Below are 23324 nucleotides of genomic sequence, written 5' to 3'. Positions count from 1 at the left end.
ACTTACTTTTTAGTCAGCTCAGATTGCTCCAATTGTTTATGACACTCAACGTTAATATCACTTCCTGTGAACAGGAGCCCATCCACATATTGGGTCATGTTCAGTCCCACGGGTATCTGGTTGCCATCAAACCGGAGACATACACCATTGTTCACGCCAGCGCCAACGTGGCCGATCTGGTTGGACAATCCGTCAGCGAACTATTGGGGCAGTCGCTCGACACGCTGCTAGCCAAAACGGACCTGCCCGTCAATAACCTGAAGGAACTGCTGAACGTTGGTCGACGCAGTGGCTCCTGGGATACCATCAACCCGCACCAGGTCAGAATTGGTGGCCGGCTCCTCAATCTGATTATTCACGAACACGACGACCTGCTGCTGCTGGAGTGGGAACCGGCCGGCGATACGTCGAACATGTCGTACAACCAGCGGCTGATTGCCGAAGCGCTGAACGAGGTCCAGTCCAGCCGCCAGCTTACCGATCTGCTCCAGAACACCGCCCGGCGAGTCAAGGAGATTATTGGCTTCGACCGGGTCATGGTTTACCGCTTCGGTTCAGACTGGCACGGGCAGGTTATTGCCGAAGAGAAGGAACCGCATCTGGAACCGTTTCTGGGGCTGCATTACCCGGCATCCGATATTCCACGGCAGGCCCGCGAACTGTACAAGATCAACCTCGTGCGGCTTATAGCCGACGCCGGCAGTACGCCGTCGGCCATCCTGTCCAGCCCGGAGTTGGCAGAAAATCGGCCGCTGGACCTGACCCATTCGACCTTGCGGGCCGTTTCGCCGGTGCATATCGAGTACCTCAAAAACATGGGCGTTCAGGCGTCGATGAGCATTTCGCTGCTGTATCGCGGTGAGCTCTGGGGCCTGATGTCGTGCCATCATTATTCGCCCCGGTTCGTCGATTTCTCGGCCCGGCAGTCGGCCCGGTTCGTCAGCCAGCTACTATCGGCGGCACTTGAGTTTCGGCGCGATGCCGAAGATCAGCACTTGCTTCAGCAAAGCCGCGAGTCCGGTCAGCAATTGCACGAGCAGTTGCTGGCGGACGACGACGTAGTGCGGGCGCTGACCAAGCGGCAGATAACAGCGCTCGACCTGAATTCGGCCACGGGCCTGGTGCTGCTGTTCAACAACCAGCAGTATCACCTGGGACAAACACCCGACGAAGCGGCCATCCGGGAGCTGACAACCTGGCTGAAAACGGCCAACCCGAATACGTTCATGGAAACCAACCAGTTGCCGGTGCTGTATCCGCCCGCCGAAGCGTATGCGGGCGTGGGAGCCGGGCTGCTGGCCATCGAGCTATCGCGGGAGCTGAACGAATACCTGCTCTGGTTCAAACCGGAGCGGATTCGGCAGGTGACCTGGGCCGGTAATCCTGAAAAACCCGTTTCGGTAACCGACAACGGCGACCTGCGGCTAAGTCCGCGCAAGAGTTTTGCGGCCTGGACCGAACAGGTGCGCAATACGACCGAACCCTGGACCGAAGTAGAGGTGTCGGCGGCCGTGAAACTCCGGGAAGATATTCTGCAGATTGTGACCAAGCAGGCCAATGAGATCCGGCTGCTCAACCAGCGGCTGCAGGCGGCTTACGAGGAACTGGACGCGTTCAGCTACACCGTATCGCACGACCTGAGAACGCCCCTGTCGTCGATCCGGTGCTACGCCGAAATCCTGCTCGAAGAATACGGCCAGGACTTCAATCCCGACGCCCGGGCGCTGTTTCAGAAGATCATGGATTCGACCGATAAGATGCGGTCGCTGATCCGGCACATCCTCTACTACTCCCGCATGGGTCGGACGGAGATTAACACCGAGCCGATCGATATGCGGAAGCTGCTCGAAAGCATTCGGGAAGAGGTGCTGATTTCCGAAAAAGACCGGGCGCTGAAAATTGACCTGGCCGATACGCCGTCGTTCAACGCCGACCCGACCATGGTTACGCAGCTGTTCACTAACCTGGTGGCAAATGCAGCCAAATACACGCGACCACGGCCCGAGGGGCACGTTCGGGTCAGTGGGCAGCAGAAAGGCGGTGAGGTGGTGTATCAGGTAGCCGACAACGGCATCGGCTTCGATATGAAGGAAGCCGGTAAAATGTTTGATCTGTTCAAGCGGCTGGAAAACGCCCGGACAATTAAAGGGTCTGGCGTAGGGCTGGCCATTGTGAAGCGTATTGTTAGCCGACACCGGGGTAAAATCTGGTACCACAGTGAGCCAAACCGGGGGGCTACCTTCTTTATTTCGTTTCCGATTGATCCGGTTGATTGAGTATGGTTGATATTTTATACGTTGAAGATAACGCGGACGATGCGGATATCTTCGGTCGTTTGTTGCGGAAGCTTGAGGAGCCGATTACCTATTCAATCCTAAATAGTGGCTCCGAAGCCATTGATTACCTACAACAGACACTAACGCTCCCCAGGCTGGTCCTGCTGGATTTAAACCTGATCGGCGTGAGCGGGTTCGACGTGCTGGAAACCATCCGCACCAATGACCGCACCCGCCGGTTGCCGGTTGTGGCGTTTAGTACGTCGGATAACCCCAGCGACATCCGGATGGCGTATGAATCGGGTATCAACGCCTATCTGGTGAAGCCCGGCACCTATCAGGCTACGGGGCTGCTTATTCAGCGGCTGTGCCGATTCTGGCTGAACGACAATACGCAACCCAACGAACTATGAAAACGCTTCTGGAACGACTACGCGACGAAACCCGGCCTCAGCACGAGCAGACCGAACAACTTCTGTATACGGACGAACTCCGTGGCGGAACGCTGTCGGCGAAGCAGTACGTGCACCTGTTGCTCACGCACCTGGCTTTTCATCAGGCATTGGAAGACGCTATCAGCGGCCAGCCCGATTTTTTTAAGGCGTATGCGCCGGAGAAGCGTCGGAAAACGCCCTGGCTGCTGGCCGATCTGACGGCACTCGGTGTCCCGGTGCCGGCGGCTGCGCTCGTTTTCGCCGATTGGTCGCCCGGAGAGCTGCTGGGAGCGGCCTACGTTGGTGAAGGGTCAATGCTGGGTGGGAAAACCGTCTGGCACTATCTCCAGCAAAGTCCGGCCTTGCAGCCCTTGCTGGCAGAGGCTCGTTTCTACCGGGGCTATGGTGCTGACACTGGCCTGAACTGGCGGGCATTCGGCCAATTTGCGATGCAACAGGGAACTGGTCAGGAAGACCGTGTCGTTGCGGCTGCCGGGCGGGCGTTCACTACGTACCAGCACCTGTTTCGGCAAGGGCAACCGGTGGCCAACCGCTACGTTCTGTCGTGATGAGCCGGTAGAAAGACTTTGAACGTAGAGCCTGCGTTAGGGCGGCTGCTTACGTCGATGGTGCCGCCGTGGCTTTCGGCTACGCGCTGGCAGATAGCCAGTCCAATACCCGTTCCGCTGTAGGCCGTTGTATCGTGCAGCCGCTGAAACGGGTGAAAAATCCGGTCCTTGTATTTCTCGTCAAAGCCCAGGCCATTGTCGGTGACGCTGATGAGCCAGAACGATGATGCGGGCTGATTCTGCAGATCGGCCGGCAGTTCGTCGGGTTCAGCCGGACGGGCATCAAACTGGATTACTGGCGGCTGGTCGATTTTTTTGAATTTAAGCGAGTTGGCGATCAGGTTCTGAAATAGCTGCCGTAACCGCGACGGACTACCCAGTATGACAGGCAGGTTCGGTACCTGAACGGAGGCTTTGGTTTCGGAAATGGCGATTTCCAGATCACTCAGTACGTCGCGGACTACCTCGGTCAGCGCCACCGGCTGGAACGGGTCGCGTTGGGAGGCCAGCTGCGAATACGCCAGCAAATCCCTGATGAGCATCTGCATCCGTTTGGCCGAGCGCTGAATTCGCCGAATCATGTCGCGTTCGCCATCGGCCAGGTTGTCTTCAAACTGGTTTCGGAGGATGTCGCCAAAGGTTTGAATCTTCCGCAGCGGCTCCTGTAGATCATGGCTGGCTACCTGCGCAAACTGCCGCAGGTTTTCATTGCTCTGGCGCAGTTCGGACACCATCCGATGCTGGAGTTCGTTCTGTTCTTTCAGCCGCAGTTCGTTCCGCTTCCGTTCGGTGATTTCCAGCCCCGTTACGATACAGCCGTCGTTCAGTTTGGTAATTGAGGTATCGTACCAGACCTGCTGTTTAGGATAGTAGATCTCCAGGCGGAAAGGTTCGCCGGTGTTCACTACCTCGACGCAGTGGGGGAACTGGCCCAACTCCCGCGATTGGGGGTAAATGCCCAGGAGAGTGTTTCCGATCGTTTCCTTGTCCATGTGGTTCCTTACCTCCCGAACGGCATTGGCATTGGCGTAGCGAACGTAAAAATCCTGAATGGTGCCGGTTTCGTCCCGAATAGCTTCATAGACGAAGATGTTTCCCAGGGAGGCATTCAGTACGTTGGTGATCCACTGAAGCTGACCGTCTGACGCCGGCTCAGGAACGTCCTGGATCGTAATGAGTACCCCGTCGGCAAACGGGGAAATCCGCAAACCGGCAGGAGATAAAATCGAAGTACTCAGCGGATAGCTGACCGTTTGGCCGGTTTGAGCTACGTCCACGCAGCGGGCAACCAGGGGTTGCCAGCGTGGCGCGTTGTCAGGATTGCCGGCCAGCATCTGTTCGCCGGGAGCCAGCCGGAACGCAGCCGGTATCAGCTCCTGAAACAGGGCATTGGCATAGGTTAATCGGAAGTCGGTAATTGAACCGCTATGGCGAACGGCTTCGTAGCAGGCTACCCCGTCCGGTAATTGATCGAGAATGGCAGTAGACTCGGCAGGCAATCTGAATTTAGTGGTTACTAGTGACATTACCGCACTGGCGAAACGAAGCTAAATGTAATGAATATTCATCGATACATTGTTCAGGCCCACCGATGATTCTGCCCAGTAATCGTATTTAATTAGCAACAGGCTAACCTATTGTTTCTGAAAAACTACGTCCGCAAAATACGCTTTGCAGTCGGTGAACCAGTCGGTCAACACAAACCCGGTGTCGGTTGCGAGCTGTTCAATCTGGGCACGGGTAAATTTGCGCGAGATTTCGGTGTGAATAACTTCGCCGTAGGCAAACGGCACCGTTATGTTCAACGCCCGAATCTGGACCTGCTGCGCTTTCTCACTAACCAGATAACTGCGGGCTTCGCCCGATTCGGGGTCGTAGGTTTCGTAGTGACCAAACGCCGACAGGTCAAAATTCGCGTCCAGTTCGCGGTTGATGCGCCGGAGCAGATTCAGGTTGAAGGCCCGGGTCAGACCCTGGCGGTCGTTGTAAGCCGCGTGGATCACCGCCGGATGTTTCTGCAGATCAACGCCGGTCAGAACCAGGTCGCCGGGCAACAGCCGACTGCTGATGTTCTGGTAAAAAGTGACGGTCTCAGTCCGGGTGAAGTTGCCGATGTTGGAACCCAGAAACAGCACGACCCGCCGGGTGGGTGTCTGGTGCCGGTGGGTTTCGCCGGAGAGTCGTTCGAGGGCCGTAAAATAGTCGCTGTGCTGCGGCCGTACGGTCATCGAAGGCCACTGCCGGCGGAGCGTGCCGACCAGACCTTCCAGCGCATCCTCCGAAATATCGACCGGTACGTAGCGAAACGCCACCTGGTTTTCCCAGAGGTGCTCAAGCAGCAGCTTCGTTTTCAGACCGTCGCCCGCACCCAGTTCGATCAGATCAACTTCGTAGCCGCCGGCTGCAAAGAGGGTAACCAAATCCGATTTGTGCGTATCCAGAATCTCATATTCCGACCGGGTCAGGTAGTACTCGGGCGCATGCATGATTTCCTGAAAGATGCGGCTCCCCTCGGCATCGTAAAAAAAACGGGATGACAGCCGCTTGGGAGTTTGAGTCAAGCCCGCCCGCACTTCATCGGCCAGCGGGTTGGGGCCCGGGGTCTGGGGCGACGGGTGTTCAGCTGATGCCTTATTGTCAGACCCCGAACCCTGTGCCTTTAGTTCTTCGTCAATCGTATTCCCGTGAACTGCCATTGTTTGTCAGGTTGAAAGAAATTGCGGTACGTCGGCCGGGCATGGCCGTCGGGTGTGGCAACGGATGCGCCCCGGAGCACCATCTGCCCACTCATAAATTTACCGTTGTATTCACCGACGGCCCCTTCGGCGGTGGTAAAACCGGGGTAGGGCAGGTAAGCCGAGTTGGTCCATTCCCAGCGTTGGCCCCAGCGAAACGATTCGTTCCGGACGGCCGCCGTTTCCCATTCAAATTCGGTGGGTAGCCGTTCCCCCCGCCAGCGGGCAAATGCGTCGGCTTCGTAATAGCTGACGTGACAAACCGGCGCATCCGGCTCAACCGGGTTCAGCCCATCGAAGGTATACACGTACCAGTGGCCATCGACGCGGTGCCAGTACAGGGGAGCCTGTACGTGCTGGGCATTGACCCAAGCCCAGCCGTCGGACAGCCAGTAGCGAAAGTTCTGGTAGCCACCAGCCTCAATGAAGGCCATGTACTCGGCGTTGGTAATCAGTGCCCCTGCCAGTATGGTTTGGTTCAGGTAGACGTTGTGGACGCCCAGTTCATTATCAAAGCAGAAGCCATTGCCCTGGTACCCGATGGTATGGACGCCCTCGGGAACCATCGCGGCTTCACCGGTTGCCTGGCTCGCATCGTCCGGGACCGGTATCTCAATGGCCGGAAACAGAGGATTATGCCCCAGAATGTACTTGATGTCGGTTATCAGCAGTTCCTGATGCTGTTGCTCATGATGGAGCCCCAGATCGAGGAGCGGAGCGAGGGCTGGATCAGCTTCGTTCAGAAACCGGCTCATGTGGGCATCGACATGCGCCCGATAACGATAGATATCGGCAACGGTCGGGCGGCTGAGGTTTCCGCGGCTGGTACGTAGCACGCGCCGGCCCACACTTTCATAGTAACTATTGAAGACAAAGCTGAAATCTTCGTGAAACACCTGATAGCCAGGAAGGTGAGGGACGAGCACAAAAGTCTCCCAGAACCAGGTTGTATGACCGAGGTGCCACTTGGGCGGGCTCACATCCGCAGTCGGCTGGACTACATAATCTTCCGTTTCGAGGTGGCGGCAAATGGCTTCGGTATGAGCCCTGACTCGTTGGTAACGATCAACGAGCGAATCAGTAGCCGATGGGTTAAGCACAAGCATAATGAATGACGAGCGTGGTATTCTTTCTATAAAACCATTGAAACGGGTATTTGGGTTTTAAAATATTTGCCCCCATTCATCACATTTATTTTGTAATTAATCTATCCTATAGCCAAATTTGAAATTTGTAGACGAGTTTGTTTGTTTCGCCGTCGGTTTTGGTGAATCCTTACCAAATTTTCTACTGAGTTGGATTTTTACAATATAACCTATTCTATTGATGAAGAGACGAGATTTTATGCAGTTGTCGGGCATGGGAATTGGCGCGCTGATGGGCGCATCGGTTCCGGTGCTGGGCAACGCCGTTCCGCTGGAGTATCTGCTGGAACCCCGGGCCGATGCTGCTACGAAGAAAAAGCTGGCTGATGTAGCCCTCAACGCGGCCAAAAGTAAAGGCGCATCGTATACCGATGTTCGGATTGGGCGCTACCTGCAACAGTTTTTGTTCACGCGCGAAAACAAAGTGCAGAACATTGTTAACGCCGAGTCGTATGGGGTGGGTATTCGGGTGCTGGCCAACGGAACCTGGGGATTCTCGGCCACCAGCGACGTAACGCCCGAAGGCATTGCCCGGGCCGCCGAAACCGCCGTCGCTATTGCCAAGGCCAACGCTAAAATCCAGAAAGAGCCCGTTACGCTGGCTCCGCAGAAGGGCGTAGGTGACGTGACCTGGAAAACACCGATTAAGAAAAATGCCTTCGAGATTCCGGTGCAGGAAAAAATCGACCTGCTGATGAAAGTCAACGGCGAGGCCATGAAAAACGGCGCGGCTTTCGTTACGTCCAATCTCTTCTTTGTCAACGAACAAAAATATTTTGCCTCAACCGACGGGTCGTACATCGATCAGGATGTGCACCGCATCTGGCCGACCTTTACCGTTACGGCCGTTGACCGGCAGGCGGGTGGGTTCAAAACCCGCGACGCCCTCAGCTCTCCCATGGGCATGGGCTACGAATACCTCGATGGCGCAGCGGCTGAAAAAATTCCCGGACCCAACGGGCTGGTAGGCTACCGCAATTCCTACGATATGGTCGAAGATGCGATTCTGGCCGCTAAACAGGCCAAGGAAAAGCTGACCGCCAAATCCGTGCAGCCGGGCAAATACGACCTGGTGCTGGACCCCAACCACCTCGGCCTGACCATCCACGAGTCGGTCGGACACCCCACGGAACTGGACCGCGTGCTGGGCTACGAAGCCAACTACGCCGGTACGTCCTTCGCGACGCTGGACAAGTGGAAAACCAAGAACTTCAACTACGGCAGCAAGCTGGTCAACATCGTGGCCGATAAAACCCAGCCGTACACCCTCGGTACGGTCGGCTACGACGACGAAGGCGTACCGTGTAAGGAGTGGAATCTGATCAAGGACGGTGTCCTCGTGAACTACCAGGCCATCCGCGACCAGGCCAGCATCATCGGCGAGAAAGAATCGCACGGCTGCTGCTACGCCGATAACTGGAGTTCAGTACAGTTTCAGCGGATGCCGAACGTATCGCTGCGGCCCGGTACGGAAAAGCGGAGCGTTGCCGACATGATCAAAGGCGTCGATAAAGGCATCTATATCATCGGGCGTGGCTCGTATTCCATTGATCAGCAGCGCTATAACTTCCAGTTTGGCGGGCAGTTGTTCTACGAAATCAAGAACGGTGAAATTGCCGGAATGCTCGACGACGTAGCGTATCAGGCCAACACCCAGGAATTCTGGAACTCCTGCGCCCAGCTCTGCGACAAAGACGACTACCGCACCTTCGGGTCGTTCTTCGACGGAAAAGGCCAGCCCTCGCAGGTTAGTGCCGTGTCGCACGGTTGCCCCACGACGCGCTTCAACGGTGTCAATGTGATCAATACGGGACGGAAGATATAGCACAGTTCGTAGGGTGTGGTTTGAAGTCTGCGGTTGAGAGCCGCAACTCAGCCACGAACTACGAACCACAAACTACAAATCGAATAATGGCAATCTTAAGTAAAGAAGAGGCTAAGAAGATAATCGATAAAGTACTATCGTTCTCGAAGGCCGATGAGATGAGCGTGAACCTCGGCGGTGGCCGGACGGGCAACATTCGGTACGCCCGTAACTCAGTCTCGACCAGTGGCGAGTCCAATAACCTGTCGCTGGGCATAACGGCCGTGTTCGGCAAGCGCTCCGGTACGGCAACCATCAACGAGTTCGACGACGCATCGCTGGAAAAAACGGTACGTCGGGCCGAGGAGATCGCACGACTGGCGCCCGAAAATCCGGAATTCGTACCGGCGCTGGGCCCTCAGCAGTACGTTGATACCAAATCGTACGTAGAAAGCACCGCAAAAATTGACCCGGCCTACCGGGCCCAGGCGGCCTTCGACAGCATTGATCTGTGTAACAAAAAGAACCTGACGGCCGCGGGCTACCTCGAAGACAGCGCCGGTTTCTCAGCCATTGGCAACAGCAAAGGGCTGTTCGGGTACAATCCAGCCACGTCCGTCGATTTCTCGATCACGGTCCGGACGGCCGATGGTACCGGGTCCGGCTACGCGATCCGGGATGTCAACGACGTATCGAAACTGAGCACGAAATCCGCCACCGACATAGCCGTGCAGAAGGCACTGGCGTCGACGTCGGCCAGGGCGCTGGAGCCGGGTAAATACACCGTCATTCTCGAACCGGCCGCTTCGGTCGATCTCATGCAGAACATGATGCGTAGCATCGACGCCCGCAGCGCCGATGAGGGCCGGTCGTTCCTGAGCAAAAAAGGGGGTGGTATCCGGCTGGGCGAAAAGCTCTACGACGAACGGGTGACGATCTACTCTGACCCTACCAGCGCCGACATTCCGGGTTCGCCGTACTCGGGCGACGGTCGGCCGCAGGAAAAAATTGTCTGGGTCGACAAGGGCGTTGTCAAAAACATGACGTATTCGCGGTTCTGGGCCGAGAAAAAAGGGGTAAAAGCCGTGCCGCCCCCGTCGGGTTTCATCATGGAAGGCGGTACACAATCGCTGGCTGATCTGATCAAAAGCACCGAGAAAGGGATTCTGGTGACGCGGTTCTGGTACATCCGTTTCGTGGACCCGCAGACGCTGTTATACACCGGCCTGACCCGCGACGGAACGTTCTACATTGAGAATGGCCAGATCAAATTTCCGGTCAAAAATTTTCGTTTCAATGAAAGCCCGGTCATCATGCTCAATAACCTCGAAGCCATGGGCCGGCCGGTACGGGTGAGCGGTAACTTGATTCCCCCGCTGAAGATTCGGGACTTCACGTTCACGAGCCTGTCAGACGCCGTATAACTGTATAATTCTAAAGACCGCACCACCAGGTTAATCTGGTGGTGCATTAATTTTTCAACAAACTTCTTACTTTATGAAACGTATGCTTTTTCTGCTGCTATCGACCGTAGTTCTGTCGGCTTTTGTGCTGATCGACAACCCGCCGGCTGCAGATAATCCTTTCTTCGGGGAGTACGACACGCCGTTCGGGGTGCCGGCCTTTGACAAGATCAAGTCTGAGCATTTTGAGCCGGCTTTCGAGGAAGGAATGAAGCGGCATCAGGCCGAGATCACGGCCATTACCAAGCAAACGGCTGCGCCAACGTTTGCCAACACCATTGAGGCTATGGAAGCCAGTGGTGAACTGCTGAGCCGGGTCAGTACAGTGTTTTTCAACCTGAATAGCGCTAACACCAGCGAGGCTATCCAGAAGATTGCGCAGACCATTGCACCCAAACTGGCAAAGCACAACGACGATATATCCCTCGATCCGGCTTTGTTCCAGCGGGTAAAAGCCGTGTACGACCAGCGGACCAAGCTGAAACTGACCGGTGATCAGCAGCGGCTGCTCGAAAAAATGTACAAAAACTTCGTCCGTAGCGGGGCCGCTCTGTCGCCCGAAAAACAGGAGCGCCTGCGTAAAATCAACGGCGAGCTGTCGGTACTGACGCTGAAGTTTGGTCAGAACGTACTGGCCGAGAACAATGCCTACACCCTCGTCATCGACAAACAGGAGGATTTGAGCGGCCTGCCTGCTTCGGTCGTAGCCGCGGCTGCTGAGGAAGCCAAAAAACGAAACCTGTCGGGCGCCGGAACGTCCGGCAAGTGGGTGTTTACCCTGCAGAATCCGAGCATCATGCCGTTTCTGCAATACGCCGACAACCGGGCGCTGCGGGAGCAGCTTTTCAAGGCGTATCTCGAACGGGGCAACCACAACGACGAGCGCGATAACAAAAAGATCATGGCCGATATGGTGGCGCTGCGGGCCGAAAAAGCACGCTTACTTGGCTACGAGAACCACGCGGCCTACGTACTGGAAGAGAGCATGGCCACCACCCCGGCCAAAGTACGCGAACTGCTGGATCGGCTCTGGACAGCCACCGTGCCCGTAACGAAACAGGAAGCCGCCGAACTGCAGAGCGTAATGGACCGCGCCGGGAAAAACGAAAAGCTGGCCGGCTGGGACTGGCGCTACTACGCCGAGAAACTGCGCAAAGAAAAATATGCCCTCGATGAGCAGGAGCTGCGGCCGTATCTGTCGCTGGACAACGTACGGGAAGGGATCTTCACCCTCTGCAACCGGCTCTACGGCCTGCGGTTCGAAAAACTGACGAACATTCCGACCTACCACGACGAGGTGGTTACGTACGAAGTCAAAGAAGCCGACGGCCGCCACGTGGGCATTCTGTACATGGATTTCTTTCCCCGGGCCAGCAAGCGCGGTGGGGCCTGGATGACCAGCTACCGCCGGCAGGAGGTTAAAAACGGCAAAAAAGTGACGCCAGTTGTCTCGATCGTCTGCAACTTTTCAAAGCCCTCGGGCAATACACCGGCCCTGCTGAATCTGGAAGAAACCAGTACGTTCTTCCACGAGTTCGGGCACGCTTTGCACGGCCTGCTGTCGAACGTCCGGTATGGTAGCCAGTCGGGTACGGCCGTACCCCGCGACTTCGTGGAGCTACCGTCGCAGATCATGGAGAACTGGGCCGAGGAGCCTGAGATGCTGAAGCTCTACGCGAAGCATTACCAGACCGGCGAGGTTATTCCGGACGCACTCATCGAAAAAGTAAAGAAAAGCAGCCTGTTCAACCAGGGTTTTGCCACGACCGAATACCTGGCCGCTTCGCTGCTGGACATGGAGTATCATACCCTGGCACCGGGTCAGGCACCGAAAGACGTACTGGCGTTTGAAAAGCAGTCGATGGACAAAATTGGCCTGATTGATCAGATTCCGCCCCGCTACCGGAGCACGTACTTCCAGCACATCTTCGCGGGAGGGTATTCGGCCGGCTACTATAGCTACATCTGGTCGGCGGTGCTGGATGCCGATGCGTTCGAGGTGTTCAAACAGAAAGGACTTTTCGATCAGAAGTCGGCCTTGTCGTTCCGGAAAAATATACTGGAGAAGGGCGGTACCGACGAGCCGATGAAGCTGTACCAGAATTTCCGCGGTGCCGAACCCGACATCCGGCCGTTGCTCCGGCGGAGGGGGCTGGATAAGACGTTGTAGTTTGTGGTTCGTGGTTTATAGTGTGTGGTTTGTAGTTCGATCGAGCAGCGCAACTACAAACCACACACTATAAACCATGCATGCAACGCCGACACGCCGAATTACATCTTTTATCAAACGAATTACCAACCTAAAACCACAATACGACCCTTGAATCGTCGCGATTTTCTTCAATTAACGGGTATGGGAGCCGGGGCTGTGATGCTGCCCAACCTGTCGGCCTGGGGCCGTCCCGTGGCTCCCGAAGCCTTGCTGGAGCCGGGTATAGACGTAGCCGTCAAGAAGCGCCTGGCGGATGCCGCGCTGAATGCGGCCAAATCGAAAGGTGCTTCCTATGCTGACGTTCGGATTGGCCGATACCTGCGGCAGTTTGTCATTACGCGCGAAGACAAGGTGCAGAATATTGTCAATACCGAGTCGTTCGGCGTAGGGGTACGCGTTATCGCCGACGGATGCTGGGGGTTTGCCGCCGTGGTCGACGCTAAAAACGAGAGCGACACCGCCAAAGCGGCCGAAAATGCCGTGGCCATTGCCAAAGCCAACGCGAAGCTGATGAAAGAGCCGGTGCGACTGGCTCCGCAGAAAGGCTTCGGTGAGGTTAGCTGGCAGACCCCGATCAAAAAAAATGCGTTCGAGGTACCCATTAAAGAAAAGGCCGACCTGCTGCTTACCGTAAACGCAGCTGCCATGAAAAACGGAGCCAACTACGTTAACTCCGTCCTGTTCATGGTGAACGAGCAGAAGTATTTTGCGTCGACGGACGGCTCGTATGTCGACCAGGACGTGCACCGCATCTGGCCGACCTTTACCGTTACGGCCATCGACCCGAAGTCTGGTAAGTTTGAAACCCGCGACTCGCTGAGTGCGCCGATGGGCATGAGTTATGAGTACCTGCAGGCTAACCCCACCGATAAGGTGACCGGCATCACGACCCGCTACAACAAAGGGTACGATATGCTGGAGGACGTAGTGGCTGCGGCTAAACAGGCGAAACAAAAGTTAACGGCCAAATCGGTCGAAGCGGGTAAATATGACCTGATTCTCGACCCGTCGCACCTCTGGCTGACCATTCACGAATCGGTGGGACACCCCCTCGAACTGGACCGGGTGCTGGGCTACGAAGCCAATTTTGCCGGTACGTCTTTCGCAACGCTGGACAAGTGGCAGTCGAAAAACTTCAACTACGGCAGCAACATCGTCAATCTTTTCGCCGACAAAACGCAGGTGGGTTCACTGGGAGCGGTCGGCTGGGACGACGAGGGCGTGAAGACCAAAAAGTGGGATCTGGTCAAAGACGGTACGCTGGTTAACTACCAGGCCATCCGCGATCAGGTACACATCATCGGCGAGGAAGAGTCGCAGGGCTGCTGCTACGCCGACAACTGGGGGTCGGTGCAGTTCCAGCGGATGGCGAACGTATCGCTGGCGGCCGGCAAGCAACCGCTCTCGGTCGACCAACTGATCAAGGACGTCAAGAAAGGTATTTACATCATCGGCGACGGTTCGTTTTCCATCGACCAGCAGCGTTACAACTTTCAGTTTGGCGGGCAGCTGTTCTACGAGATCAAAGACGGTAAGATTGCCGGGATGCTCAAGGACGTGGCGTATCAGTCGAACACGCAGGAATTCTGGAACTCCTGCGCTCAGATCTGCGATGATCGCGACTACCGGTTAGGGGGCTCGTTCTTCGACGGGAAAGGGCAGCCGGGGCAGGTCAGCGCCGTGTCGCACGGCAGCGCCACCACCCGTTTTAACGGCGTGAATGTGATTAATACGGCAAGGAAGATATAATACAGTCACGGTTATGGCCACAAAGTTGAGTAATCTTCAGGTAGAGTTGTTAAAGTTGTATGCCAACGACTTACCTGATCAACAACTTCAGGAAATCAAGATGATGCTGGCTCATTATTTTGCTGAGAAAGCATCTGACGCTATGGATAAAGTCTGGACCGATCAAGGCTTAACGGAACAGGATATGGTGAACTGGACGAATGAACACAACCGTGCTGCGCATCGTCCTTGACACTAATCTTCTCGTCGCCATAATTGGTCGGCTATCACCCTATCGCTGGCTTTTCGATAGCATTATTGCAGGTAAGGTTGCCCTCTGTGTTACAACTGATATTCTTATGGAATACCGTGAGATCATGGAGCAGAAAAATGGCGTTGACGTAGCAGAAAACGTGATCAACTTTATCACGGTAATGCCGACAACCGAACGGATAGAGATCTTCTACGCCTTTGATCTTATTACCGATGATCCTGACGATAACAAATTTATCGATTGTGCCATAGCTGCCGATGCCGACTATCTTGTTTCGAACGATAAGCATTTTGAGGTATTAAAGAAGATTGAATTTCCTAAAGTCAATTGGATCAGGTTAGCTCAATTTGAGGAACGCTACAAGGACCGGTTGGCTAACTAAACGAATTCATACAGTTATGTCCATCATACTCACTGAGGCAGAAGCAAAAACGCTCCTGCAAAAAGTCCTGAGCTATTCAAAGGCGGACGAATGCGAGGTGAACCTGCTCGGCGAAGAGCGGGGCAACCTGCGCTACGCCCGGAACGAAGTATCGACGAGTGGTTCGCTCATCAACCAGAACCTGCAGGTACAGTCAGCGTTTGGTAAAAAGGTGGGCGTAGCGACCATCGACGAGTTCGATGATGCTTCGCTCGAAAAGGTAGTGCGCCGATCGGAAGAACTGGCGCGGCTGGCGCCCGAAAATCCCGAATACGTTGGGATGCTCGGTCCGCAGCAGTACCTGAAAACAAATGGTTTTTTTGAGTCAACGGCTAAAGTGGATCCGGCGGCCCGGGCGGAAGCGGTGGCGAAAAGCCTGCAACTAACCCGCGAGAGCGGGAGCAATGCCAAACTGACGGCGGCCGGCTTTCTGGACGACCGGCGGGGCTACACAGCCATGATGAATTCCAAAGGGCTGTTTGCCTATTACCCCGATACGAACGTCAACTTCTCGCTGACCGTCCGCACCGACGATGGAAAAGGGTCGGGTTACGTAACGCGGGGCTATAGCGATTTTGCCAAACTGGATACGGCCGACGCTACCAGGGTGGCCATTCAGAAGTGCGTGGGCTCAGTTGGGGCGCGGGCGCTGGAGCCCGGAAAATACACGGTCATTCTGGAGCCAACGGCCGGAGCCGTGCTGCTCGAAAACATCTTCTTCAGCATGGATGCCCGGAGCGCCGATGAAGGCCGGTCGTTCCTGAGCAAGCCGGGCGGAAAAACCAAGCTGGGTGAAAAGATAGTGGACGAGCGAGTGACGATCTACTCCGATCCGACAAACCCCGATCTGCCGGCGTCGCCCTGGTCGGGCGACGGTCGGCCGCAGGAAAAAGTAAACTGGATTGACAAGGGTGTTGTCAAAAACCTGGCCTATTCGCGGTTCTGGGCGCAGAAGAAGGGCGTGAAAGCAGTACCGTTTCCCAACAACGTCATTATGGCCGGGGGGACGCAATCGCTGGACGACATGATCAAGAGCACCCAGCGGGGCATCCTCGTAACCAAGCTCTGGTACATCCGTTCCGTCGATCCGCAAACACTGCTCCTGACCGGCCTGACCCGCGACGGAACGTTTTACATCGAGAACGGCCAGATAAAATACCCGGTCAAGAACTTCCGCTTCAACGAAAGTCCGGTCATTATGCTCAACAACCTCGAAGCGCTGGGTAAGCCGGAGCGGGTAGTGAGTACTGAGTCGGATAACAACTACCTCATTCCGCCGATGAAGATTCGCGAGTTTACGTTCACGAGTCTGTCGGATGCGGTATAGTGTTGAAAATGAGCCGGAGTAAGCCCTGCCGCCTGACAATCAACTGTGCGTTCATCGGTTGATTGTCAGGTGACGGAGGAACAAATAATGCCGACTGATTGCTATAGATAGTAGGTCGCTGATGCGACGAAAAAGACAAACTCCATCGTATGATGCTCGAAACCCGCGTAGCCGATCTGTTAGAAGCTCCTGATGCCAAACTGGTCATCGAACGGGCGCAGGCCATTCTCGCTGATGAAGCCCAACGCCGTCGCGAATTTCGGGAGTGGCTGCGCGATGATGTGAAGGCTGAATTCATAAACGGAGAAGTCATTATGCACTCGCCCGTGAAGCGTAGGCATTTGGATGCGACGAAGTACCTGCAAAATCTATTGCTGAACTTTGTAATGCTCCACGATCTAGGTGCAGTCGACTCCGAAAAGGCGCTTATTGGGTTGACTCGTAATGATTACGAGCCGGATATCTGCTTCTGGAATAGCGAAACGGCCGCTTCATTCGACGATGAGCAGATGGAGCATCCAGCGCCAGACTTAATCGTTGAAGTCTTATCAAAGAGCACCGTTGGCCGCGACCGAGGGGTTAAGTTCGAAGACTACGCGGCTCACGGCGTTGGCGAATACTGGATCATCGACCCCGTTCGGAAATCGGTGGAGCAGTATAAACTGGACGAATCAACCATGGCGTTCGCGTCGGAAGCTGTTCTATACGTAGATGACACGCTGGAAGCGGTGACTGTGCCGGGTTTTCGCATTCCGGTACGGGCTATTTTCGACAAAAAAGCAAATATGGAGACATTGCAGGCGCTGATGGCAAAGCCCGCGCAATAACCCACTTATTCAGTCAGTCAAATTGAGACCGTTTATCTTCACCCGCATTCAGTATACCTCCGGCGATTGGGACACCGACCAGCGGATGCCGACCAATCTGCTGCACTCGCTGGTGGAGTATACCACGATTCCGGTCGATCAGAAGGAAAAGGTGGTGCAGTTGAGCAGTAACGAGATTTTCAAGAGTCCGTTCTGCTACCTGAGCGGGCATAAACTGGTGGAGTTTTCGAGTCAGGAGCGGGACCATTTTCAGCGCTACGTTCAGAACGGCGGCTTTGTGTTTGTCGACGACTGCAACCACGACATCGACGGCCTGTTTGCGAAATCGTTTGAGCAGGAAATGGCCCGGACGTTCGGCCCGAAGGCATTGCAGCGCATACCGAATACGCACCCGCTGTATACCTGTTTTTTTAAGTTCGAGGAGGGGCCGCCGACTACGTCGTTTGAACTGAACGGCTGGGGCGACGACCTCGTGCATGACTATCTCAAGGCGATCGTCGTCAACGGGCGGATTGGGGTGCTGTACAGTAATAAAGATTATGGCTGTGAGTGGGATTACGATTTTCGTAACAAACGCTTTCTGGCCGAAGACAATACCAAGTTTGGTGTCAACATCGTGACCTACGCGTTGACAACCGTATGAATACACCTGAAACGCAGAGAGGCATAGCTAAACGCAGAGGTCGCAGAGTAACTTAATAAACTCTGTGTTCGCTGCGCTTATCTCTACACCTCTGCGTCAAACAAACCTGAACTTGATTTGGAAACACAGGAACTGACGCATTACAAAACATTAGTCGCCAAGCTCCCGTTGCTGCGCAGTGAGATCGGGAAGGTAATCGTCGGTCAGCAGGAGGCCGTCAGCGAAATTCTGATCGCCCTGCTGGCCGGTGGGCATTGCCTGCTGGAAGGCGTACCGGGCCTTGCCAAAACGCTCATGGTCAAAACGATGGCCGAAGCCCTCGACATGAGCTTCAAGCGCATTCAGTTTACGCCCGACCTCATGCCCGGCGATATTGTGGGCACCGAAATTCTGGAAGAAGACCACGAAACCGGTAAAAAATTCTTCAAGTTCAACTACGGGCCGATCTTCGCCAACGTTGTCCTGGCCGACGAGATCAACCGGACGCCCCCCAAAACGCAGGCGGCTTTGCTCGAAGCCATGCAGGAATACAAGGTCACGTACGGCGGCTCGGACTACCCACTGCCCCGGCCGTTCCTGATTATCGCGACCCAGAACCCCATCGAACAGGCCGGTACGTATCCGCTGCCCGAAGCCCAGCTCGACCGGTTCCTGCTGTACATCCGGCTCAACTACCCATCGGAACAGGAGGAACTGGACGTACTGAAAAGCACAACCGGCACCAACCGGCCGCAACTGCAGACTGTCCTGACCGATCAGGACATCATCGAACTGCAAAGCCTGACCCGGCAGGTACACATCAGCGACGAACTGATCAGCTACATCAACCGGCTGGTACGGGCAACCCGGCCTGATGGCAGTCCGTCGGCCTTTGTCAAGCAATGGTGTGACTGGGGTGCCGGGCCGAGGGCCGGGCAGGCGCTGGTTCTCTGTGCCAAAGCCCGGGCCGTTCTGAGCGGACGTTTTTCGGTGGTCCCGGAGGATATTCAAACGCTGGCGTATCCTATTCTGCGCCACCGCATGGCCCTGAACTTCCGCGCTGAAGCGGAGGGCGTAACGACCGATCAGGTAATTCAGGAGCTGCTGAAAACAGTCAAATAGCCTGGATGACGTGATGTCGGATTCAGGAACCTGACACGTGGGTTTTGAAACGGACGCCACTCGAAACTAAACGACACTCAGACGGATATGGCACAACTGGCCACGGACCTGATTAAACTTAACAACCTGCAACTGGCCGGGAAACTGGTCAGCGATGAGCTGTTGCTGGGCATTCACCCCAGCAAACGCTCGGGAACGGGGACCGAGTTTGAGCAGTACCGCCACTACCAGCCCGGCGACGATCCGAAACGAATTGACTGGAAGCTGTTTGCCCGGACGGATAAGCACCTGGTGCGGGAGTCGGCGACGGAGAGTAATCTGCAAATCCGGTTTCTGCTGGACTTGTCGGGGTCGATGAATTACGCGGAACAGAATGTGACCCGCCTGAACTACGCCAAAATTCTGCTGGCCTCGCTGGCGTACCTGGGTTATCGGCAGAGTGACCAGATGAGTCTGTATGCCCTTCAGAACGGCACTTTACAGACACTCGTACCTGCAGGAGCGCAGGGCTTTCAAAAGATTTTATACGCGTTGCAGAACGCGCAGGCGGCCGGTCAGTGGCTCAACACCTCACCCAGATTTCCGGAGTTTTATCAGAAGCAGAAAGAACTCGTCGTACTGGTGTCGGATTTTTTGCAGGTTGGCGATGAGTGGTTAAGTCTGATTCGGAGCGTGGCCAGTCCGCGCCGGGAGATCGTCATTTTTCAGGTCCTGGGCGATCAGGAACTGGCGTTTGACCTGAGCGGATTTTACCGGTTTCAGGATTTGGAAACCGGGCGGGAAATTGAGTTGCAGGCCGAAAATGTCCGGCAGACGTTCCGGGAAACGGCCGCGCAGTACTTGCAGAACCTGGACGAAGCCCTGCGGCTACCGCATGTTCAGTTAATTCGCGTCAAGCTCAGTGATCCCATAGCCATGGTATTGCGGGAGTTTTTAGCCAAACGAAACGTCTGATGGAGTTCATTCAACCGGGTTTGCTGTGGGGGGCGCTGGCCGTTGTGATTCCGATTGCGATTCACTTCTGGCATCAGAAAAAAGGGCAGCTTTTGCCCTGGGCGGCCACCCAATGGCTGATTGAGAAAGAACAGCAACAGCACCGGGGGCTCCGGCTTGAAAACCTGTTGCTGTTAGTGGTGCGGTGCTTGCTGCTCATGCTACTCGCGTTTTTGCTGAGCCAGCCGATCTTAAACGGGCTGAATGTATCGAACACGGTGCAGCGCATCCATCTGGTACAACCCGACCAGTTTCTGGTCAATAACTTTCGGTTTGAACTGGAAGACGCGCTGAAAAAAGGCGAACCGGTGTACTGGGTCGGCCAGGAAATCCCCACAATGTCAGCGCTTACATCACTGCCGACGCTGAGCAATGTCAACCCGTTAATCCTGCAAACGGCCATAAACCGCATTCGAACGAACGAAGCCGAACTGCACCTGTACATACTCAACCAGCAGCAGTGGGCGGAGGTACCGGCTATTTACGTGCCCTCCCGGTTTCGGCTTCATGCGGTAGCTGATTCGGCCCGGCGACCGGTGCAGGCTTACCTCGACGGAGGCAATAAAAAGCTCTTCGTAAACGCAGCCAACCAGTTGACCAGCAGTGCCGCGCTGCCGACAGAAGGCCGGTTCAGGCCAACACCGGTACGAACGGGTGGTTTGGCCGTACTGGTCGATTACCGCAATTCCGTTGAACGGCAAACCGTTGTGGCCGCCCTGAAGGCGCTGGCCGATGTGTATGGTCTTGATCTGGCCGTTGAACTTGCACGGAGTGCTGCCAAACCGTTCGATTGGGTGCTGACGGATCAGCTGCCTGCCCGGCCTTCATCCCAGGCGCTGTATGTTGTTTCGGGTGTGCAGCGGGAGCCGGTGTTGCCCAACGTAGTGTATACTACTGAATCGCTGACGCCCCAGACCTCCGAACGCGTAGCCGCCGGACAGCTGCCGGAATGGTTGGGTGAGCAATTTGTCCGGCATTTCGGGCTTCATTCGGTGCAAGTGCCCCTGAGTCGGCAACAACTGGCTGGCTTATTTGTACCGTCGGCCCGGGAAAATACGAAGCATCAGGAACGAGTGCAGCAACTATTAACCGCTCTGTTGGTCGTTCTGATCGGCGTAGAGCGATGGATTGCCTTGAGAAAGAACGCATGAACGAGTTACGAAAAGCCATATCGTCGGTTGTTTACCAACTGTATACCAACGCGCTGCTGGTGTGTCTGCTGCTGGCCGCGTCAGCCTATCTGCTCGTGCTGACGTTCACCCAATCGCCAGTAGGCGCATGGCTGGCTGCGGCTGCGGCTTTTGGCGCGGGTGCTATGGTGAGCAAACCCTACCAAAATCAAAAACCGAAGGCCATTTCGATTATCCACCGGACCGTGGGCGATGTGGAGTACAGTCTGCCGCTACTCGATAAGCCGGAACTGAATATGGCCGAACAACTGCAACTGGAACGCCTGAACGACCGGATTCAGCAGGTGTCGGTACCGACTGTTCTCTTTTCCAGACTGGGTTTGTATAGCCTGGTACTGGTTGCCGCAGTTGGCGTACATTTAACTTACCCATTGCTTAAACCCGGTCAGACGCCCCCACCGACGAGATCGGGGAATCGGGCGGTGCTGCCAAACGATAACCAGCCGACAATCCCCGCGTTTGAGTCAGCGTCGGTTCGGGTGCAGCCGCCTGCTTACACCCGACTGCCCGAACGGCGCTCGACCGATTTGAACGTAACAGCCATCAGCGGGTCACAACTGACGTGGCAGGTGCAGTTGTCGAGCGGCCAGGACATGACGGTACGGCTGGCCAACAGCCGGGGTGAAGAGCGGCCGTTCGGTCAGGTCGCCGATGGGTTTACCTATACAGACCGGGTTGTCAGTTCAGGTCTATATGCCATCAAGGCCTATTGGAAAGATTCGCTGATCTACCAATCCGACTTCTATCGCCTGGAAGCGCAGCCCGATCTGGCGCCAAAAATCGAACCCGCTTCCAAAGAATTGTACCAGTATCATTTCCTGAAAGACCCCAAAACGATCCGCGTAACGGCCAAATTCAGCGACGATTTCCTGGTCAGTCAGGCATTTATTGTCGCTACGGTGGCGCGGGGATCGGGCGAGAACGTCAAGTTTAGGGAAGTGAAGCTACCCCTCGGGCAAGCCAACTTCAAGGAGTCGCGTATCACCAAGAGCATTGACCTGAAAGCGCTCAATTTTGCGCCCGGCGACGAGCTGTACTACTACTGGGCCGCGCTCGATAACCGGCAGCCCGAGCCAAACTTCGCCAAATCGGATACGTATTTCATCGTGTACAAAGACACAACGAAGATGGACGAAGCCGAACTGGCGACGATGGCCGTCAACGTTATGCCGGAGTACTTCCGAAGCCAGCGGCAAATCATCATTGATACGGAAAAGCTGATTGCCAAACGGAATAAGATACCGGCCAAGCCTTTTAACAGTACGTCCAACGAGATTGGCTTCGATCAGAAAGTCCTGCGGCTGCGCTACGGGCAATACCTAGGCGAAGAATTTGAAACGTCCATCGGTGGGCACGGCGGCCCTGAAGGGGGCGGAGATGGCGATCCGCTGGAGGGGTTCATGCACAAGCACGATTCAGGCGAGGGGGAGCACGAGCATGACCACGATCACGACGACAAGCACGAATCGCACGAGGAGCCGCATGATCATGGGCATTCGCATGGGGGCACTCAGAATCCGGCCGACGAGAAAGATCCGATTGCGGCCATGATGGAGCAGTACGTTCACTCGCACGACGACGGCGAAGCAAACACCTTCTACGAGCAATCGACGCGGAGCCTGCTGAAAATGGCGCTTGAGCAGATGTGGCAATCGGAGCTTCATCTGCGGCTGTACGAACCCGAAAAAGCCTTGCCGTACGAGAAAAAGGCGTTGGAGTTTCTGAAAGCCGCTCAGCAGAAAGCGCGGACGTTCGTTAAGAAAACCAGCTTCGATCCGCCCCCCATCAAGGAACAGGAAAAACGCCTGACGGGGGAATTGAAGAACGTGAACCCCCGGTTCAGTCAGCAGCGCACGTACGACCAGCAGCGAGTCGGGCCACTGGCTGCGGAAGTGCTGGGCTATCTGGACCAAACCCATGAACTCAATACCGCCCAACGCCAGGTCGTGCAGCAACTGGGTACTGCCCTTGCGGATCGGGTCATGAACAGCGGTCTGCGCAACTGGTCGGTTCTGAGCAGTTTGCAGAAACTGGCCGGGGGGCGGTCGCTTTCCGAACTGGAAGACGCGCAATTGAAAACCAAGCTGGCTGAGCTGACGGGCGTTGTTGTTCGGACGAACCGTTCGTACACCAGCGAACGCAAACTGGAGCAGGCCTTCTGGAAGCGCCTGAGATGACGTAC

At 55.6% G+C, this 23324-nt stretch carries 19 protein-coding genes; 16 read left to right on the top strand and 3 right to left on the bottom strand.

What is annotated here, in order from left to right:
• The first annotated feature begins 38 nt into the window (after nt 1-38).
• From DYU11_RS27745 to DYU11_RS27735, 3 genes are read left to right on the top strand one after another with little or no spacing between them, the layout of a single operon-like run.
• The gene (locus DYU11_RS27745) at nt 39-2276 is read left to right on the top strand and encodes an ATP-binding protein (protein ID WP_119670993.1); all 2238 of its coding nucleotides are present in this window, start codon (nt 39-41) and stop codon (nt 2274-2276) included.
• A gap of 2 nt (nt 2277-2278) precedes the next feature.
• Nucleotides 2279-2689: a response regulator gene (locus DYU11_RS27740; protein WP_119671037.1), complete on the top strand. Its 411-nt coding sequence runs from the start codon at nt 2279-2281 to the stop codon at nt 2687-2689.
• Nucleotides 2686-3279: a biliverdin-producing heme oxygenase gene (locus DYU11_RS27735; RefSeq protein ID WP_119670992.1), complete on the top strand. Its 594-nt coding sequence runs from the start codon at nt 2686-2688 to the stop codon at nt 3277-3279. Before DYU11_RS27740 ends, DYU11_RS27735 begins: the two co-directional genes overlap by 4 nt.
• Here DYU11_RS27735 and DYU11_RS27730 read toward each other — a convergent pair.
• The 3 genes from DYU11_RS27730 to egtB all read right to left on the bottom strand — a co-directional run bounded on the left by DYU11_RS27730 (nt 3264) and on the right by egtB (nt 7120).
• Entirely contained in the window at nt 3264-4805 is a 1542-nt protein-coding gene (locus DYU11_RS27730; RefSeq protein ID WP_119670991.1) for a sensor histidine kinase, read from the bottom strand. The genes DYU11_RS27735 and DYU11_RS27730 overlap by 16 nt on opposite strands.
• 108 nt (nt 4806-4913) lie before the next feature.
• Nucleotides 4914-5975, bottom strand: coding sequence for an L-histidine N(alpha)-methyltransferase (egtD, locus tag DYU11_RS27725; protein ID WP_119670990.1), 1062 nt, complete (start codon nt 5973-5975; stop codon nt 4914-4916).
• On the bottom strand, nt 5939-7120 hold the full coding sequence (gene egtB / locus DYU11_RS27720) for an ergothioneine biosynthesis protein EgtB (RefSeq protein WP_119671036.1): 1182 nt from the start codon (nt 7118-7120) through the stop codon (nt 5939-5941). Before egtB ends, egtD begins: the two co-directional genes overlap by 37 nt.
• Nucleotides 7121-7340: 220 nt before the next feature.
• Here egtB and DYU11_RS27715 point away from each other — a divergent pair, with 220 nt between their 5' ends.
• The 13 genes from DYU11_RS27715 to DYU11_RS27655 all read left to right on the top strand — a co-directional run bounded on the left by DYU11_RS27715 (nt 7341) and on the right by DYU11_RS27655 (nt 23319).
• Nucleotides 7341-8984 carry a TldD/PmbA family protein gene (locus DYU11_RS27715; protein ID WP_119670989.1) on the top strand — a complete coding sequence of 548 codons (1644 nt, stop codon included), beginning with the start codon at nt 7341-7343 and terminating at the stop codon, nt 8982-8984.
• Between the two features lie 86 nt (nt 8985-9070).
• The gene (locus DYU11_RS27710; RefSeq protein ID WP_119670988.1) at nt 9071-10387 is read left to right on the top strand and encodes a TldD/PmbA family protein; all 1317 of its coding nucleotides are present in this window, start codon (nt 9071-9073) and stop codon (nt 10385-10387) included.
• 73 nt (nt 10388-10460) lie between these two features.
• A complete protein-coding gene (locus tag DYU11_RS27705; protein ID WP_119670987.1) occupies nt 10461-12596 on the top strand; it encodes a M3 family metallopeptidase in 2136 nt (711 codons plus the stop codon).
• A gap of 150 nt (nt 12597-12746) precedes the next feature.
• Complete coding sequence (locus DYU11_RS27700; protein ID WP_119670986.1) at nt 12747-14387, top strand: TldD/PmbA family protein; 1641 nt, start codon at nt 12747-12749, stop codon at nt 14385-14387.
• Nucleotides 14388-14400: 13 nt separating this feature from the next.
• Nucleotides 14401-14619 (top strand): DUF8507 family protein, encoded by a 219-nt coding sequence (locus DYU11_RS27695; RefSeq protein WP_119670985.1) that lies wholly within the window; start codon nt 14401-14403, stop codon nt 14617-14619.
• Nucleotides 14600-15022, top strand: a complete 423-nt coding sequence (locus tag DYU11_RS27690; RefSeq protein WP_229366083.1) for a putative toxin-antitoxin system toxin component, PIN family — start codon at nt 14600-14602, stop codon at nt 15020-15022. Before DYU11_RS27695 ends, DYU11_RS27690 begins: the two co-directional genes overlap by 20 nt.
• Before the next feature lie 16 nt (nt 15023-15038).
• On the top strand, nt 15039-16388 hold the full coding sequence (locus tag DYU11_RS27685; protein ID WP_119670984.1) for a TldD/PmbA family protein: 1350 nt from the start codon (nt 15039-15041) through the stop codon (nt 16386-16388).
• Between the two features lie 149 nt (nt 16389-16537).
• On the top strand, nt 16538-17215 hold the full coding sequence (locus DYU11_RS27680) for a Uma2 family endonuclease (RefSeq protein ID WP_310589512.1): 678 nt from the start codon (nt 16538-16540) through the stop codon (nt 17213-17215).
• Between the two features lie 22 nt (nt 17216-17237).
• Complete coding sequence (locus DYU11_RS27675; protein ID WP_119670983.1) at nt 17238-17858, top strand: DUF4159 domain-containing protein; 621 nt, start codon at nt 17238-17240, stop codon at nt 17856-17858.
• 117 nt (nt 17859-17975) lie between these two features.
• Complete coding sequence (locus DYU11_RS27670; protein WP_119670982.1) at nt 17976-18959, top strand: AAA family ATPase; 984 nt, start codon at nt 17976-17978, stop codon at nt 18957-18959.
• Nucleotides 18960-19046: 87 nt separating this feature from the next.
• Nucleotides 19047-19913, top strand: a complete 867-nt coding sequence (locus tag DYU11_RS27665) for a DUF58 domain-containing protein (RefSeq protein ID WP_119670981.1) — start codon at nt 19047-19049, stop codon at nt 19911-19913.
• A complete protein-coding gene (locus DYU11_RS27660) occupies nt 19913-21103 on the top strand; it encodes a BatA domain-containing protein (RefSeq protein WP_119670980.1) in 1191 nt (396 codons plus the stop codon). Before DYU11_RS27665 ends, DYU11_RS27660 begins: the two co-directional genes overlap by 1 nt.
• On the top strand, nt 21100-23319 hold the full coding sequence (locus DYU11_RS27655; protein ID WP_119671033.1) for a hypothetical protein: 2220 nt from the start codon (nt 21100-21102) through the stop codon (nt 23317-23319). Before DYU11_RS27660 ends, DYU11_RS27655 begins: the two co-directional genes overlap by 4 nt.
• Nucleotides 23320-23324: the final 5 nt, after the last annotated feature.

This window comes from Fibrisoma montanum (assembly GCF_003583365.1).
GTDB lineage: Bacteria > Bacteroidota > Bacteroidia > Cytophagales > Spirosomataceae > Fibrisoma > Fibrisoma montanum.
The sequence above is the reverse complement of the archived record's forward strand: the minus strand, read 5'-3'. Positions and strand labels throughout refer to the sequence as shown.

Bases quoted from the DNA above. Each gene is read 5' to 3' on its own strand.
- DYU11_RS27665 (WP_119670981.1), top strand. From the start codon at position 19,047: ATGGCACAACTGGCCACGGACCTGATTAAACTTAACAACCTGCAACTG.
- DYU11_RS27740 (WP_119671037.1), top strand. From the start codon at position 2,279: ATGGTTGATATTTTATACGTTGAAGATAACGCGGACGATGCGGATATC.
- egtD (WP_119670990.1), bottom strand. From the start codon at position 5,975: ATGGCAGTTCACGGGAATACGATTGACGAAGAACTAAAGGCACAGGGT.
- DYU11_RS27655 (WP_119671033.1), top strand. From the start codon at position 21,100: ATGAACGAGTTACGAAAAGCCATATCGTCGGTTGTTTACCAACTGTAT.
- DYU11_RS27745 (WP_119670993.1), top strand. From the start codon at position 39: ATGACACTCAACGTTAATATCACTTCCTGTGAACAGGAGCCCATCCAC.
- DYU11_RS27695 (WP_119670985.1), top strand. From the start codon at position 14,401: ATGGCCACAAAGTTGAGTAATCTTCAGGTAGAGTTGTTAAAGTTGTAT.
- DYU11_RS27735 (WP_119670992.1), top strand. From the start codon at position 2,686: ATGAAAACGCTTCTGGAACGACTACGCGACGAAACCCGGCCTCAGCAC.
- DYU11_RS27685 (WP_119670984.1), top strand. From the start codon at position 15,039: ATGTCCATCATACTCACTGAGGCAGAAGCAAAAACGCTCCTGCAAAAA.
- DYU11_RS27680 (WP_310589512.1), top strand. From the start codon at position 16,538: ATGATGCTCGAAACCCGCGTAGCCGATCTGTTAGAAGCTCCTGATGCC.
- DYU11_RS27710 (WP_119670988.1), top strand. From the start codon at position 9,071: ATGGCAATCTTAAGTAAAGAAGAGGCTAAGAAGATAATCGATAAAGTA.
- DYU11_RS27660 (WP_119670980.1), top strand. From the start codon at position 19,913: ATGGAGTTCATTCAACCGGGTTTGCTGTGGGGGGCGCTGGCCGTTGTG.
- DYU11_RS27705 (WP_119670987.1), top strand. From the start codon at position 10,461: ATGAAACGTATGCTTTTTCTGCTGCTATCGACCGTAGTTCTGTCGGCT.
- DYU11_RS27730 (WP_119670991.1), bottom strand. From the start codon at position 4,805: ATGTCACTAGTAACCACTAAATTCAGATTGCCTGCCGAGTCTACTGCC.
- egtB (WP_119671036.1), bottom strand. From the start codon at position 7,120: ATGCTTGTGCTTAACCCATCGGCTACTGATTCGCTCGTTGATCGTTAC.
- DYU11_RS27715 (WP_119670989.1), top strand. From the start codon at position 7,341: ATGAAGAGACGAGATTTTATGCAGTTGTCGGGCATGGGAATTGGCGCG.